Source organism: Thiofilum sp. (genome assembly GCF_016711335.1).
Taxonomy (GTDB): Bacteria; Pseudomonadota; Gammaproteobacteria; order Thiotrichales; family Thiotrichaceae; genus Thiofilum.
Genome location: NZ_JADJTF010000001.1, coordinates 1,490,214 through 1,504,598 on the forward strand (window position 1 = coordinate 1,490,214; position 14,385 = coordinate 1,504,598).

Below are 14,385 nucleotides of genomic sequence, written 5' to 3' on the forward strand. Positions count from 1 at the left end.
AAGCTTAGATGTTTAGCTTATTAGATGACTAAGCACATACCTAAGTTTATCCCTACACCGCGACATTCACTGGAATTATTGCATCACCCATGACCTCAACTTCCTGCAAGTTATTACCCGCTCCCCCGCGATCAATCACAATAAAATCACTTTGTTCACCTAGTACCAGTTGAAAGTGATGCCAAGTATTTTTAGCTAAATTAATCCCTTGCTGCCCATTAGTGATAAATAATTGTAAATCTTGGGCATAAACCTGCTCACCTGCGGGGGCTACCAGCACTAAAAACGGATGCTTATGGGTGGGTAAAAACGCTTGACTACCTAGTGGGTGGCGCTCCATTTTAATAATCTTATGCGGTAAAGGAATGGGATTAGTCCGAAACACACTAACGATAGTACGTCCATTTTGCTCATGGGTATCCGCCTTGACTAAATCGTGATAGCGCGTAGTCAATCCCTCATTAATCGGGTAGTGGTAAGCGGTGGCTAATTCAATAACTTGTCCAAAGGGGGCAAAGTTTTCAGCCGTTAGCGGTTGGGGTGTAAGTACTCGCATAGTGATCTTTAAGAAGGTAGCTAAAATACAATGATGAGATGCGAACTAAAACTACGTCAATTTTTATTTGTTACACAAGCGGTCAAGTTTTGGTATACACGCTAGTAGTCTAACCTAGACATGATTACACTAACCAAAAAATAATCGGAGAGACTCTAGTGCAATCCTTACTCTATCCGCGTGATTTAAAGGGCTATGGTAATCATCCACCTCAAGCCCAATGGCCCAATAACGCCAAAATTGCCGTACAGTTTGTGCTCAATTATGAAGAAGGGGGCGAGAACTGTGTGCTGCATGGCGACGCTGGTTCAGAACAGTTTTTATCCGAGATTATTGGTGCAGCCTCCTTTCCCGCTCGGCATTTAAGTATGGAATCGATTTATGAATACGGCTCACGCGTAGGAGTGTGGCGTATTTTAAAAGAATTTGAAAAGCGCCAATTACCCCTAACCGTATTTGGGGTGTCGATGGCGTTAGAGCGCTCACCAGAGGTTACTCAAGCCTTTGTAGAACTAGGCCATGAAATCGCTTGTCACGGTTGGCGTTGGATTCATTATCAAAATATCGATGAACAGACCGAGCGTGAGCATATGCTGATCGGTATGGAAATCATTGAACGTATGACCGGACAACGCGCTTTAGGTTGGTATACCGGACGCGATTCCCCTAATACACTGCGCTTAGTAGCCGACTATGGTGGGTTTGCTTATAGCTCGGATTATTACGGTGATGATTTACCGTTTTGGACCCAAGTCACCAAAACTAATGGCGAGGTTGCGCCACAGCTTATTGTTCCCTATACCTTAGATACTAATGATATGCGCTTTGCAACACCGCAGGGTTTTAATACGGGTGAACAGTTTTATCAGTATCTAAAAGACTCCTTTGATGTGTTGTATGCTGAAGGGGAGGATAGTCCTAAGATGCTGTCGATTGGCATGCATTGTCGTTTATTAGGGCGTCCGGGGCGGATACGCGCTTTGCAGCGCTTTTTAGATTATATCGAGCAATATGATCGAGTGTGGGTGTGCAAGCGTATTGATATTGCCAACCATTGGCATGCACAGCATCCGTTTCAAAGAACTTAAATGAACTATAGGTGGTTAAGCCGCCTTAGGTAATGGATAGTGTTTCCAGAGACGCTGTAAATACATCCTTGTACGCTTCAAGGCGGCATCCATGCCGCCTAGACTCTTCCAACACTATTCATTACCTAAGGCTTTCAAATACCGCATGATTCTCTAAAAATTAATATTGGGAGTATTGTTATGGCTTTACCCGGACTAGGCGCACCGATTACTGCTCCTGCTGCTGATTTACCTGATTGGGCTAAGCGCTCAACTAATCTTGCTAATGCTGCGATTGGCGCTAAAGCATTATTTGCCACCGATGAGTTTTTTGCTCCTTTAGAGCGCATGTTAAATCCAGAGCCTGCCGTATTTACCCCCGGACTCTATGATGATCACGGTAAATATATGGATGGTTGGGAAACACGGCGCAAACGCACTACAGGTTATGACTGGGCATTAGTGAAACTAGCGCGTGCAGGTACGATTGAAGGTTTTGATATTGATACCAGTCACTTTACGGGTAATTACGCGCCTGCGGTGTCAATTGAAGCGACTGATTGCGACAGTGAAGATCTTGAAGCATTAGCAAAGGCTCAGTGGACTACACTGTTGCCCTCTACGTCTTTAAAAGGTAACAGCCATAATCTAATTAAAATCACCCCTGAGCAAACATGGCGGGTGTTGCGCGTCAATATGTACCCCGATGGTGGCATTGCTCGCTTACGGGTTTATGGCAAACCTATGGGGGTCTTTGACCGCTCGCAACCCGATACGATTTATGACCTGATTGCGCTCGAAAATGGTGGGCGAGCGGTGGCTTGGAATGACGCGCATTATGGTGAACCCAGTAATATTATTATGCCCGAACGCGGTATTAATATGGGCGACGGTTGGGAAACACGGCGGCGACGTGAACCGGGGAATGACTGGTGTATTTTGCAATTAGGCGCAACGGGTATAGTCGAGTCGATTGAGGTGGATACCGCGCATTTTAAAGGTAACTATCCTGATCGTTTTTCCATTCAAGCCGCTCGTATGGAGGGTGGTACAGATCAATCGGTTATTACCCAAAGTATGTTTTGGGATTATCTCATTCCAGAGCAAAAGTTGACTATGGATGCTATTCATCATTTTAAAGAGCAGATCATAAGCATCGGTGCGATTACTCATATTCGCCTCAATATTATTCCCGATGGTGGGATCTCGCGTCTAAGATTATGGGGCAAGGTAGTAAGCTAACCTTACGCTCAAAGGTAGTTCATCAATAGGCTAGTAATGAAACTTTTTTCCTATAGGCTAGTCTGATCAGTTGCTTACTTAAGACTCTCTCAAGACTCACGCTCACTTCGGTGGGCGTTTTTTTATTCTGCACTTGTGGGAAGTGAGTTTTTGCTAGAGGATGTAGCGTCTACGTGATGGAAGAGAACACTATGACTCATAGCATTTTGGATCGGGTCTCACCTTATTTATTGTTAATTTTGACTACTTTATTTTGGGCGGGAAATTTTAATTTAGCGCGTGCAGTGAGTACTCAAGTTCCTCCTTTGGGTTTGTCTTATTGGCGCTGGGCTATTGCTGCTTTAGTGTTATTACCTTTTGTTTGGAAGCATCTAGCTAGCACATGGAATGTGTTTAAGCAACACTGGTTATTAGTAGGTGCATTAGCCTTACTAGGCATTACAGGTTTTAATAGTTTGGTCTATCTGGGATTGCAAACCACTACGGCTGTTAATGGAGTACTGATGCAATCAGTATGCCCCATCTTTATTATTATTTTAGCTGCATTTTTAGTAGGTGAAAAAGCTACGGCTTTACAATGGTTAGGTATTATTATCTCTTTAATAGGTGTGGTGATTATCTTAATTCAAGGTGATATTCAAGTACTGAAAACCTTATCTTTTACTAAGGGTGATTTAATTGTTTTATTGGCGGTATTGAGTTGGGCACTGTATACGGTATTACTCAGAAAGCTACCTTTGGCACTAAAAGGTCTGCCTATATTAGGCTATACTATAATACTAGGTAGTATGATGATTTTACCTTTATATTTATATGAGACTTTTTATTTAAATCATCCTATGCCTATTAGTTGGATCAGCATAGGCAGTGTTGCCTATGTCGCAATCTTTCCTTCTTTATTAGCTTATTGGTTTTGGAATTATGCGACTGCTAAACTAGGTGCAAGTCGTACTGGTCAGTTTACCCATTTAATTCCTGTATTTGGTTTAACCATAGCAACTTTATTATTAGGTGAGCATCTACATGGTTTTCATTGGGTAGGCGGCGCTTTGGTTGCTTTAGGATTGGTATTATCAAATTGGCAGCCTAAAAAATTATAGTAGAGTCGAATACCTTCACAGTACTCGACTCTTGGCATATTTAAATAGCGCCACCTTGCTTTAGAATAGGTAAAATATCTGAGTGCCATTTAGTGGCTAGATTAGCTAGATGGTTTTTCATTGCAATTCCGCTCAAAGTTTCACCCTTATGCGTAATAGTCATTTGCTTGCTTTCTAGTTCTTGGAATACCGCTTGGGCTATTTTAGTAGCATCTTGGGTGTTTAGTTTGATGGCATTAATATAAAACTGTGCATCAAAGGTTTTAAGTCTAAGACTAGAGCGGCTATGAGGTAGAGCTATCAGCGGCTGATTACGTTTAATCATAGCTTGATTAAAACGCATAACTGAATGCGCAGTATTGGCATAGTAAGGCGTAATCATATTAGCCTGATAGAGCTGTAACAGCGCATTTACTGTATCACGGCGATTTTTACCATTAGCTAGAGTACTAAATGAGCACACACCTGCTGCTAAATGATCAATTAGGCTACGATATAAATCTTTATTTAGCGCGGGCTTAAAATTAAAAGCCTCATCATCAAAACGAGCCGGTTTAGCAAGCATCCATTGACTCTCATTAAACCAACGAACACGCGCATTCTGATCTAAGCGTCCAATAACGCCACGACTGAAAATATCACGCCTAAAGACGGTGTTTTTAATAATATCTAAATAGAGTTCACGGGTATCATTATCGTGAATTTGAGCAAGTAGTTTATCAGTGGCGGGTGTAAGTTGGGTACGTATTAATGCATCGGTAGGTACTGCACCCCCTATAAACTCTAGCTTGGCTTGTCTGAGCCAATTAGCAATTTCGGTAAAATAGAAGGCACGCCAACCTTCATGTAAATACTCATGCACTAAATAATGACGATCTTTAGCAACTAAGCCTTCTAAGCGTTTTTGAATAACAGCTTCATTAGTGGCAAAGAAACGCGGCTTTACGGTTTGGAGCTGTTGAATTAATTTAACAGACTGATCAAAGCGCTCAAGACTCGATCCACTGAATTGCTTGCTAGTCGCATAAAGTAGTTTTTGAATAGGCTCTGCCATTGACCATCCGGGTTTGGCATTATAACTATTATAAACTATACCTCCCGCTTTTAAATGACGCTCGCAAATATCCACAATATGCTGGCGATTTTCATCGGATACCCAAGTAAAAATTCCATGTAGAGCGATAAAGTCGCAGTCTGGAATGGAATGCGGCTCCGTATTTAATTGAGCAAAGCTTTTTTCTAAAAAGGTAATATTAGTTAAACCTGCTTCAGACGCTAGGCTTTGAGCTTGTGCAATATGAGTAGGATTAAAATCGACCGCAATAAATTGTGCGTGAGGATAGTTTGCAGCCATCACCAGGCTAGTCATGCCATAGCCGCAGCCTAATTCTAGATAGGTAAAGGGCTTGTCTAGATCTAAGGTTTGTATGCCATGCGTGGCAGCGCAAAGACTTAAAAAATTGGGTTCTTGTTCACGGTAATAACCCGTAGTGTATTCAACATCAGACTCGTAGCCTTCCATCCACGTTTGCATCGCTGTTACCCCTTAAATCAGCTTGGCTTGGAACAGTACCTAGTGCCGTTGTTATTAGTCATGGTTAGGCACTGCATTATTATAAGAATCTATACTATCCGACAAAGTGTAATTTATTGATATTGAGATAACAAGCGACGTTTACGCATCAGGAACCCTCACCATTTGACCATTTAATCCTGAAACCTCACACCTTAGCTGCTCAAACAGGATAGAAACCCCTGAAGGTGAGTGCGGGTGTGTTAACTTTGCATCGACTCTTAACCCATAGAACTTATGAGGGAATATAAGGGGTTACATTCTATTCAATAGTTATATTTCAGGAGGCTTATATGGCTATTTCACCACGCACACTGAGTTCATTAATTAGTGTGTTAAGTCGAGCGACCGCTGCTACAAATAATAACAATTCTAATGGGGCAGGGTTTAATGGTAATGCGGCGAGTCTTAGGCAATTACAGTCACTATTAGTCAATCTATTGACACAGTTAATCAATCAAATACGCTCGCAAATATCCACAGCTCCAGCTCCAGCTCCAGCTCCAGCTCCAGCTCCAGCTCCAGCTCCAGCTCCAGCTCCAGCTCCAGCTCCAGCTCCAGCTCCAGCTCCAGCTCCAGCTCCAGCTCCAGCTCCAGCTCCAGCTCCAGCTCCAGCTCTAACACCGACTCCGGAGCCAAGTCCAGTTCCAACGCCTACTCCTACGCCAACACCCTATCCGGGAGTGGTTCCAACTGATACCAGCTATACGAATTTAATACCTGTAAAGATTAGCACTACTGCCGATGCAGATGGTTGGGGATTAGCTTATGGAACAGGAGTGATTAATGGGCAGACTACTTGCCGCGTCATACTGCCTGAAAAAGATGCTTCAGGTAATCAAATCATCTTAAATGATGGCACAGCAGATGGAGCGCCCCTATATCGTTGTGATGCCATTATTATGACCCAATAAAACAGTAGTTTTAACCTAGTCGTTATTTCTACCCACAAAGCCTATTGCATGGATAGGCTTTGTTTTTTTGGCTCAATATATGTTTCGGGGTCTTGCTTTCCCCTGCATTGCAAACGCCACAGATAGCGGTGAAAGTAGCCATTTCCGATAGCCAAGGAGAGGATTCATGACCCGACTCATCAGTATTTCCAGCCTAACCAGTGATGCCGCCTGTTTCGAGCAAATCCGCAGCCTGCGTTGGCCTGATAAGGTGACCTGCCCGCATTGCGGCTCACCTGAAACTATTCGTAGGGGTAAGGACGGCACCCAACCGGAGCGGCGACGTTACCAGTGCAAACGCTGCGACAAGCGTTTTGATGACCTGACAGGAACCGTGTTTGAAGGCCACCATCAGCCGCTGAAGGTGTGGGTGCTGTGTCTTTATCTGATGTCGTTGAACCTATCCAACCAACAAATCGCCCGCGAATTGGGGTTGAACAAGGATGATACGCAGGCGATGACGGAACAGTTACGGCGCGGTGTCGAGAAAAAAAACGCCAGTAACCCTGTTGGGGAATGTTGAATTTGATGAGGTTTATGTCAAGGCTGGACACAAGGGAAACCCCGAAGCCGTCGCGGATGCTGGGCGTGAAGGTCGCCGCCGCGCCCTGAAAGGTGCGCCGGGGCGTGGGACACTGGAAAAGGACACCCCCCCCATTTTCGGCATGATCCAGCGTTCCGGGGAAGTCGTGATCCGTATGCTGGCGAATGTGAAACAGGCGACGATCAAGCCGCTGATTGTGGCAACGGTGGCAGCAGGTACGCTGGTGTACACCGATGAGTACAACATTTACAGCCGATTGGAAGAATGGGGCTATGCCCATAAAACCGTCCATCATGGTGCAGGCGAATATGCCCGTGATGAAGATGGTGACGGTTTCCATGAAGTTCACGTCAACACAATGGAAGGTTTTTGGTCACTGTTGCGCTCATGGTTACGACCTCATCGGGGGATCTCACAAGAAAAGCTACCGTGTTACCTCGCTTTCTTTGAGTATTTGCACAACATCAGGAAACGCGGACAAGTAGCCTTACAGTCCTTGCTTTCGCTGCTGCTGGGATAAGACCCTGAAACACATATTGAGCCGTTTTTTTTATTTTAGATGATGCTTGTAGGTAAAGTGTGTCAAAACACACAATACTGTGTCTTTAAACCTAATTGCTCCCTTTATCTGCTAGTACTAGCCTAAAGTAATTAATTGATTTATTGATGGATCTTGTATTGGTGCATAGCTTGCTTATCCCAATAACTCCCACTCTAGGACTAATTAATTATGATGAAATATTTACTACCTTTGCTATTTTGTATTAGTTTGCCAGCCGCCGCTCATGTGAGCTTAGTAGAGCCATCGGCTCCCGCCAATAGTTACTATCGTATGACCTTAAAGATAGGTCATGGATGTGGCAAATCACCCACGCATACGGTCATAGTCAACCTACCAGAAGGTATTTATAACGCTAAACCTATGCCTAAAGCAGGCTGGGAGTTGAAAACTACAGTGGGTAAATTAGCTAAACCCTATGATAATCATGGTAAAACTATCACCGAAGAGGTGCGCACTATCACATGGTCAGGAGGTAATTTACCTAATGAGTTTTATGATGAGTTTGTTATCTCAGTCAAATTGGGTAATGAAACAGGCTTAAAAGCCATTCCAGTCACCCAACTGTGTACGGAGGGGCGCTTAGATTGGAATGAGGTGGCTAAAGATGGTGAACAAGAACCTAAATCACCCGCGCCTACTTTAATGATTACCCCTGCTAAAGCCGATGGGCATCATCATGGTGCTGCGACGCCCGCTTCCTCTAGCTCCGATAGCGAGCAAATCACTCAACTCTTAAAGTCCCAATGGGATAAACCCGATGCACCTTTAGCAGTAGAAATACTAGAGATTCAATCAGATACTGCGGTAGCAGGTTGGGCGCAAGGTGAAAAAGGCGGACGTGCTTTTTTACATAAGCACCATGATGCGTGGCAATTAGTGGCTTGTGCGGGTGAGCAAATTAAACAAGTCGATTTTTTGCAAAGCTTAGGCGTATCCAAATCGCAAGCGCAGAGTTTAGTCGATAAAATGACGGCTACTGAGTCTAAGCTGCCTGCGCAATTAGTAGGTCAATATAATAGTTTTAAAGAAGTAGTGATGTTACAAAACGGTAAGCATCAGCATTAAATAATGCGTTTAAAACTTTTCTAGTTCTTTTTTGATCGCTTCGGCTTGTTTAATCTCGGCTAAGCGTTGAGCAATGACTTGACGCTTAGCGGGTTGAGTGTCTTGTGCTTGTTCAAGTGTGAGTTTAGCTTGTTTATAGGCTCCTAAGCGTATGGAGCGTTCCGCTACGGCTAGCATGGCATCTGTTTGATAGCCTAATTGTTTCGCTAAGCGTTGTTTATATTCTAAAAACTCTAGGCTGGTCGTTTCAGTGAGTTTAGCGGCATTGACTATTTGCCATGCTTTAGGGGCTTGTCCCTGAGCCACTAAAGCCTCCGCGACGGGTAAAATTAAAGCCGAAGTACTACCCGCTTTAATTTGTGGCAAAAAGCGTTGCACCGTATCGCTATAGCGTTTATTAGCATTCAGTGCTTGAGCTTGGACTAGGGCAGTAGCGGGATTATTCGGTAGCTTTTGGCTACTCGCTAAAGCTGGTGAGGCTTGGTTATAACGCAGTGCGGTAAGTGTACGAGAGTAATGTTGTAATAGAGGATCAATGCCGCTGTTATCCTGACGCATCAGATGAGCCACTTTAGTTTGCATTAATTTAAAACTTAAACTATCAGCAACCGGTCGTTGCCCCCATTGGCGTACACTACTGCGTACATCACTTAAGCGCTCAATACCCAAGGGATGAGTGCTTAAGTATTTGGCTATATCACCATAAATACTGGATTGACCACGCTCTAGTTGTTCTAAAAAATCAGCCATAGCACTAGGACTAAAACCTGCTCCCGCTAAAATGCGTAAACCCATACGATCTGCTTCGGTTTCATGAGCGCGACTATAGCTGAGTTGGCGGTGCATATTGGTGGCGATAGTTCCTGCAATAATCGCTTGTGCAGCATCTGAGCTACTATTAGCAGCCGCAGCCCCCGCCAATAAACCTAAGCCCGTAACCCAAGGGTTCGCTTTTGAGGCTTGTAGTTGCCGTGCAATATGACGCTGAGTCACATGAGCAATTTCGTGTGCTATCACGGCGGCGAGTTCACTTTCCGAGCGTGAGCGTGTAATCAGTCCCGCATGAATAATGATCACACCTCCCGGCATAGCATAAGCATTCACACTACTATCTTGCGCAATACCAAAATAAAACGGACTAAAGCGCCCCGTGGCATGTTGGACGAGGCGTTGACCTAGTTGATTAATCCATTCAACCAGCTCAGGATCTTCGATAAAGCGTTGACTTTGACGCAGTTCTCGGAATAGCTGGCGTCCAAAATTTATCTCTTGTTTAGTACTTAAAGAGGTATTGGCGGGACTACCTAGCTCTGGCAAGCTGTCGATGTTAGGCAAGGTGAGGGCATTTTCCGCTAAGACTGGACTAGCACTCAATACTGCACTGATTAGTGTAATGAAAACGCCTTTCATAAGATCTTCGTCCGTGGTTGCTTAGGTATAAGTGTAGAATAAAGTATCTGTCAAAAGCTTTAAGTGTCCCGCTTTGTGTGGGATTGCTTGACAGGCAGTTATGTTTTTTAGAATATTAGCACTTATTAATATTTAACTGGGATCAAGTACTATGTTTGGTGTTCAAGAGATTGATGCAGCCTCTTTGCAACAAAAATTAGCCGCTGGTGAAAAGCTGCGTTTAATCGATGTGCGTTCTGAAGGTGAGTTTGCTCAAGGGATTATTCCGGGGGCTGAGTTCATGCCTTTACACACCGTGCCTTTAAAATTAGATGATCTTAAGGCGAGTAAAGACCCTATTGTATTTTACTGCCGTAGCGGTAATCGTTCTGGTCAAGCATGTTGGTTTTTAAAGCAACATACTGGGGTAGAGGCGTTAAATTTAAGCGGCGGTATTATTGCGTGGTATCACTCCGGCAATCAAATTGTGGCGCCTACTAAAGCGGCATAATGACACCCAATAGTATTTGCTCCCTAGCATCTGTGGTTAATCGATATTCAGCATAGCATTTAAGGTAAAGGACATGACAAAGAAATTAGCAATCATCGCTACTAAAGGTACGTTAGACTGGGCTTATCCTCCGTTTATTCTAGCATCGACTGCGGCAGCATTAGGCTATGACGTACAAATTTTCTTTACCTTCTATGGTTTGCAATTGCTGAAAAAGAAATTAAATCTACAAGTCACCTCACTGGGTAACCCCGGAATGCCTATGCCCATGCCTATGCCAGTATTAGCGCAAGCACTCCCTGGTATGCAAACCATGATGACTACCATGATGAAGAGAAAAATGAAAAGCAAAGGGGTAGCCGATTTAGCAGAATTACGTGAACTTTGCCAAGAAGCGGATGTAAAGTTCATTGCTTGCCAAATGACAGTGGATCTATTTGATATGGAGCACAGTGAATTTATTGATGGCTTGGAGTATGCAGGTGCGGCGGCCTTCTTTGAGTTTGCGGGTGAGTCCGACATTTGTATGTATATCTAAAATCCTTAGTGCATAGTAGAGCACTGTGTTTGATGCAAACCAAAAGCCGGATACGTCCGGCTTTTGTATTTTTGGTATTTAAACAGAAGAGGTATTTAAAACAAGTTTTCTGATGAATATCGCAACACAGCTTTAGATACTGCATCATAGCGCCCCATATTATTTATAATCCTTAGGAGTCCTCTATGAAGTTAGCCATTATTAGCGGCAGTCATCGTCTTAACTCACAAAGTGAAAAAGTTGCTAATTACGCTAAAAATCTAGCCTTAAGTTCAGGATTAGCCAGTAGTGCTGAGATCATTAGCTTGGCAGGTAATCCTATTCCCTTTTGGGATGAGGGTGTGTGGGCAGGTGAAGAGCGTTGGCAGCAAGTATTAGCCCCGATTCAAACCGTACTGCGTAATAGTGATGCCTTGATTGTGGTGACACCAGAATGGCATGGGCAAATTCCTTCAGGCTTGAAAAATTTAATGTTATTAGTCGGTGTGCCTGAGGTGGGACATAAGCCTGCATTAATTGTCAGTGTGTCAGCATCGGAAACCGGTGGTGCTTATCCCGTGGCTGAATTGCGTATGAGTAGTTATAAAAATAATCGCATTTGTTATTTGCCAGAACATTTGATCGTGCGCAAGGTCAATAGCGTTTTTAATGCGGATAGTGCCGAAAATGATGCTAAAGCGCAGGAGTATTTACATAAGCGTTTAGCATGGAATTTATCGTTATTACAGGCTTATGCTCAGGCGCTCAGTCAAGTACGTGCTACGGCTGAAACGACGTCTAGTGATTTTGCGTTTGGTATGTAATTAGTTTAGGAACAATAAAAGCGTGAAAGCTCAACAACGCTGGTTAAATCGATTAGGTGCATTAAGTTATTTTCATGATGATTTACATGCTGAGCGTCGTAATGAAATTCGTTGGTTGGTAGAAGAATATACTGAGATTCCTATCCCTCATCTACCCGCCGCTTTTGATGGTTTTACCATTGTGCAACTAACCGATACGCACCTGCGTCCTTTCACGCAACTTGAGCATATTGAGCGAGCCGTGCAGCGTACCAATGCCTTAAATCCTGATTTGGTAGTTTTGACGGGCGATTATGTCTGGCATGACGAGGACGATATTTTGGATCTAGTCCCAGCGCTTGCTCAGCTCAATGCTAAACATGGCGTGTTTGCTGTATTGGGCAATCATGATATTAAAACCGATGCGGGTTTAATTGTAGAAACATTTGAACGCTATGGTATTCCAGTATTGCGTAATCAAGGTTTAGATATTGATCGTGGTGGTCAAGTACTACATCTAGCGGGGATTGATGATGGTTGGCTGGGGCAACCAGACATTAAAACCACACTTTCAGGCTTGAAGCGTGCGACTACCCCCGTGATTTTATTAGCGCATGAACCGGATATGTTGGATTGGTATGCCCATGATACGCGTATTTCTTTGCAGCTTTCAGGTCATACACACGGTGGTCAAGTGCAAGTTAAGCCCGGCAGTCCCATTATTAAGCCTTATTTAGGGCGAAAATATGTACAAGGCTTATATCGGGTCAATCAGTCGTGGATCTATACCAGTCGTGGGATTGGTTCTACGGGTATACCTGTGCGGCGTAATTGTGCACCAGAAATTACTCATCTAACTTTAGTGCAGGAGCAAGTGCCACGATTAGAAGATAGAGTACTAATTGCTGCCTAAATAAGTTAATATTATACCTAGATAAGTTTCAGCTAGTCAGAAGATTTTCCTTTCGGTGGAGGGAGTCGCTACACTGGTACAATGCGAATTACAGTCATAAGACAATCTTAATCACTATAACCATAAGTATTGTCATAAACCCAGGTATTAAACCTGATATTAATCACAACAATAAAAGAGCTGTAAGTGTGAGTAACTCGAATAACAATATAAAAATAGATACCGACGCGCTTGCCGGACTCAAAGTGTTGGTAGTCGATGATAGTAAAACCATTCTGCGTACTGCGGAGGCTTTGCTATCGGAATATGATTGCTGGGTAGCTACAGCGCCAGATGGTTTTGAAGCTTTACCTAAAATTACTGCCTTCAAACCGGACGTAATCTTTATCGACATTATGATGCCGCGTTTGGACGGGTATCAAACCTGTGCGCTCATTAAGGCGAATCGCGCTTATAAGCATATTCCGGTGATTATGCTATCGAGTAAGGATAGTATTTTTGACCTAGCACGCGGACGTTTGGCGGGTTCTGATAAGTATTTAACGAAACCCTTTACCCGCCAAGATCTGCTCTCAGCTATTCAAACTTATGTCATCGATGAGCGTAACCGTCATAACCAAGATCAAGCTCCCGTAACACAGGAGTCTTAGGATTATGGCCCATATACTCATTATTGATGATTCGCAGGTCGAAGCGCGTATGTTGAAAAGCATGCTGGAACATGCTGGTCACACCGTGAGTCATGCAACAAATGGTTATGAGGGTATTGAAATAGCTAAAGCCGAAACCCCTGATTTAATCCTCATGGATGTGGTGATGCCACTGATTAATGGGTTTCAGGCGACGCGTGAACTGAGTCGTGCTCCCGAAACCCAACATATTCCGATTGTGGTGTGTAGCTCTAAAGATTCGGATACCGATTTTTTATGGGCTAAGCGTCAAGGGGCACGCGGCTATTTGATTAAACCCATCCGTGCCGCCGAACTATTGGCAGTAGTGAAGCGTTTTGTGTTGGAGCACGGTTAATGGCGACACCTTATGAGTTATTGGTGGGATTAGCTTTATTGCGCGAGCGTAAGCGCCAATTAGATCAAGCCGAGAATCATGCTTTAGAAGCGTGGTCGGCATTAATGGTGCGCATTGGGACGCTAGTATGTTTAATTCATCGCAATGATGTTGATGAGATTATTTCATTAGAAAGTAGTACACCCGTGCGCGGGGTCGCTCCTTGGGTAGCAGGGTTGGGGTACTTCCGAGGACAGCTACTCAATTTAATTGATTTAAAAGTTTTTTTTTCCTTAGGGGATGCGGGCTATTCACCCGGAGCACGTATTTTAGTAGTGCGCGGTTCAACGGAATGGTTGGGGTTGCGGGTCGATGAGCTGATTGGTATTCGCCATATTTGGCCGGATACGGTACGTCTGGATAAGCAAACTACTACTAAAGCAGCCTTGGGCATTTATGAAGAGCAGTCTTTGTTAGTTGATAATGAACCTATGCTGGTGCTAGACATTAAAACCTTGGCGATGCATCTCAATGACGGTGGATCAGCTATTAATACGCATTGGCAAACCAAATAAATAAGAAGAA

18 protein-coding genes are annotated in these 14,385 nt (G+C 43.8%); 14 read left to right on the plus strand and 4 right to left on the minus strand.

Annotation, left to right across the window (positions count from 1 at the left end):
• Nucleotides 1–52 precede the first annotated feature (52 nt).
• Nucleotides 53–556: an ureidoglycolate lyase gene (locus IPL34_RS07000; protein WP_296839792.1), complete on the minus strand. Its 504-nt coding sequence runs from the start codon at nt 554–556 to the stop codon at nt 53–55.
• 158 nt (nt 557–714) lie between these two features.
• On the opposite strand from IPL34_RS07000, the gene puuE reads away from it, so the two are divergent.
• The 3 genes from puuE (at nt 715) to IPL34_RS07015 (ending at nt 3,965) form a co-directional block, all read left to right on the plus strand.
• A complete protein-coding gene (gene puuE / locus IPL34_RS07005) occupies nt 715–1,644 on the plus strand; it encodes an allantoinase PuuE (protein ID WP_296839798.1) in 930 nt (309 codons plus the stop codon).
• A gap of 180 nt (nt 1,645–1,824) precedes the next feature.
• Nucleotides 1,825–2,865, plus strand: a complete 1,041-nt coding sequence (gene alc, locus IPL34_RS07010; RefSeq protein WP_296839805.1) for an allantoicase — start codon at nt 1,825–1,827, stop codon at nt 2,863–2,865.
• A 191-nt stretch (nt 2,866–3,056) separates the two neighbouring features.
• Nucleotides 3,057–3,965, plus strand: a complete 909-nt coding sequence (locus tag IPL34_RS07015) for a DMT family transporter (protein ID WP_296839810.1) — start codon at nt 3,057–3,059, stop codon at nt 3,963–3,965.
• Nucleotides 3,966–4,005: 40 nt separating this feature from the next.
• On the opposite strand, the gene IPL34_RS07020 is transcribed toward IPL34_RS07015, so the two are convergent.
• Both IPL34_RS07020 and IPL34_RS07025 read right to left on the minus strand, forming a co-directional pair.
• Complete coding sequence (locus tag IPL34_RS07020) at nt 4,006–5,499, minus strand: class I SAM-dependent methyltransferase (protein ID WP_296839824.1); 1,494 nt, start codon at nt 5,497–5,499, stop codon at nt 4,006–4,008.
• Between the two features lie 492 nt (nt 5,500–5,991).
• On the minus strand, nt 5,992–6,189 hold the full coding sequence (locus tag IPL34_RS07025) for a hypothetical protein (protein ID WP_296839830.1): 198 nt from the start codon (nt 6,187–6,189) through the stop codon (nt 5,992–5,994).
• Between the two features lie 32 nt (nt 6,190–6,221).
• Between IPL34_RS07025 and IPL34_RS07030 the strand changes: the two genes are divergently transcribed.
• The 4 genes from IPL34_RS07030 to IPL34_RS07045 all read left to right on the plus strand — a co-directional run bounded on the left by IPL34_RS07030 (nt 6,222) and on the right by IPL34_RS07045 (nt 8,662).
• Entirely contained in the window at nt 6,222–6,452 is a 231-nt protein-coding gene (locus IPL34_RS07030; RefSeq protein WP_296839834.1) for a hypothetical protein, read from the plus strand.
• A 166-nt stretch (nt 6,453–6,618) separates the two neighbouring features.
• The gene (locus IPL34_RS07035) at nt 6,619–7,014 is read left to right on the plus strand and encodes a transposase (RefSeq protein WP_296839837.1); all 396 of its coding nucleotides are present in this window, start codon (nt 6,619–6,621) and stop codon (nt 7,012–7,014) included.
• The gene (locus IPL34_RS07040; protein WP_296839839.1) at nt 6,971–7,555 is read left to right on the plus strand and encodes an IS1595 family transposase; all 585 of its coding nucleotides are present in this window, start codon (nt 6,971–6,973) and stop codon (nt 7,553–7,555) included. The genes IPL34_RS07035 and IPL34_RS07040 overlap by 44 nt, the downstream gene beginning before the upstream one ends.
• Nucleotides 7,556–7,765: 210 nt before the next feature.
• Entirely contained in the window at nt 7,766–8,662 is an 897-nt protein-coding gene (locus IPL34_RS07045; protein WP_296839841.1) for a copper uptake system-associated protein, read from the plus strand.
• A gap of 9 nt (nt 8,663–8,671) precedes the next feature.
• On the opposite strand, the gene IPL34_RS07050 is transcribed toward IPL34_RS07045, so the two are convergent.
• The gene (locus tag IPL34_RS07050; RefSeq protein ID WP_296839844.1) at nt 8,672–10,072 is read right to left on the minus strand and encodes a M48 family metallopeptidase; all 1,401 of its coding nucleotides are present in this window, start codon (nt 10,070–10,072) and stop codon (nt 8,672–8,674) included.
• A 151-nt stretch (nt 10,073–10,223) separates the two neighbouring features.
• Between IPL34_RS07050 and IPL34_RS07055 the strand changes: the two genes are divergently transcribed.
• The 7 genes from IPL34_RS07055 to IPL34_RS07085 all read left to right on the plus strand — a co-directional run bounded on the left by IPL34_RS07055 (nt 10,224) and on the right by IPL34_RS07085 (nt 14,375).
• Complete coding sequence (locus tag IPL34_RS07055; protein ID WP_296839846.1) at nt 10,224–10,562, plus strand: rhodanese-like domain-containing protein; 339 nt, start codon at nt 10,224–10,226, stop codon at nt 10,560–10,562.
• 73 nt (nt 10,563–10,635) lie between these two features.
• Nucleotides 10,636–11,100: a DsrE/DsrF/DrsH-like family protein gene (locus IPL34_RS07060; protein ID WP_296839850.1), complete on the plus strand. Its 465-nt coding sequence runs from the start codon at nt 10,636–10,638 to the stop codon at nt 11,098–11,100.
• Nucleotides 11,101–11,285: 185 nt separating this feature from the next.
• Nucleotides 11,286–11,903 (plus strand): NAD(P)H-dependent oxidoreductase, encoded by a 618-nt coding sequence (locus tag IPL34_RS07065; protein ID WP_296839854.1) that lies wholly within the window; start codon nt 11,286–11,288, stop codon nt 11,901–11,903.
• Between the two features lie 22 nt (nt 11,904–11,925).
• On the plus strand, nt 11,926–12,795 hold the full coding sequence (locus IPL34_RS07070) for a metallophosphoesterase (protein ID WP_296839857.1): 870 nt from the start codon (nt 11,926–11,928) through the stop codon (nt 12,793–12,795).
• A 215-nt stretch (nt 12,796–13,010) separates the two neighbouring features.
• Entirely contained in the window at nt 13,011–13,445 is a 435-nt protein-coding gene (locus IPL34_RS07075) for a response regulator (RefSeq protein ID WP_296843047.1), read from the plus strand.
• A gap of 4 nt (nt 13,446–13,449) precedes the next feature.
• Nucleotides 13,450–13,821, plus strand: a complete 372-nt coding sequence (locus tag IPL34_RS07080; RefSeq protein ID WP_296839860.1) for a response regulator — start codon at nt 13,450–13,452, stop codon at nt 13,819–13,821.
• The gene (locus IPL34_RS07085) at nt 13,821–14,375 is read left to right on the plus strand and encodes a chemotaxis protein CheW (RefSeq protein WP_296839863.1); all 555 of its coding nucleotides are present in this window, start codon (nt 13,821–13,823) and stop codon (nt 14,373–14,375) included. The genes IPL34_RS07080 and IPL34_RS07085 overlap by 1 nt, the downstream gene beginning before the upstream one ends.
• Nucleotides 14,376–14,385 lie beyond the last annotated feature (10 nt).

Coding starts and splice junctions, on each gene's coding strand:
- IPL34_RS07085 (WP_296839863.1), top strand. CDS start 13,821: ATGGCGACACCTTATGAGTTATTGGTGGGATTAGCTTTATTGCGCGAG.
- IPL34_RS07020 (WP_296839824.1), bottom strand. CDS start 5,499: ATGCAAACGTGGATGGAAGGCTACGAGTCTGATGTTGAATACACTACG.
- IPL34_RS07055 (WP_296839846.1), top strand. CDS start 10,224: ATGTTTGGTGTTCAAGAGATTGATGCAGCCTCTTTGCAACAAAAATTA.
- IPL34_RS07045 (WP_296839841.1), top strand. CDS start 7,766: ATGATGAAATATTTACTACCTTTGCTATTTTGTATTAGTTTGCCAGCC.
- IPL34_RS07050 (WP_296839844.1), bottom strand. CDS start 10,072: ATGAAAGGCGTTTTCATTACACTAATCAGTGCAGTATTGAGTGCTAGT.
- IPL34_RS07060 (WP_296839850.1), top strand. CDS start 10,636: ATGACAAAGAAATTAGCAATCATCGCTACTAAAGGTACGTTAGACTGG.
- IPL34_RS07015 (WP_296839810.1), top strand. CDS start 3,057: ATGACTCATAGCATTTTGGATCGGGTCTCACCTTATTTATTGTTAATT.
- IPL34_RS07065 (WP_296839854.1), top strand. CDS start 11,286: ATGAAGTTAGCCATTATTAGCGGCAGTCATCGTCTTAACTCACAAAGT.
- IPL34_RS07035 (WP_296839837.1), top strand. CDS start 6,619: ATGACCCGACTCATCAGTATTTCCAGCCTAACCAGTGATGCCGCCTGT.
- IPL34_RS07000 (WP_296839792.1), bottom strand. CDS start 556: ATGCGAGTACTTACACCCCAACCGCTAACGGCTGAAAACTTTGCCCCC.
- IPL34_RS07080 (WP_296839860.1), top strand. CDS start 13,450: ATGGCCCATATACTCATTATTGATGATTCGCAGGTCGAAGCGCGTATG.
- alc (WP_296839805.1), top strand. CDS start 1,825: ATGGCTTTACCCGGACTAGGCGCACCGATTACTGCTCCTGCTGCTGAT.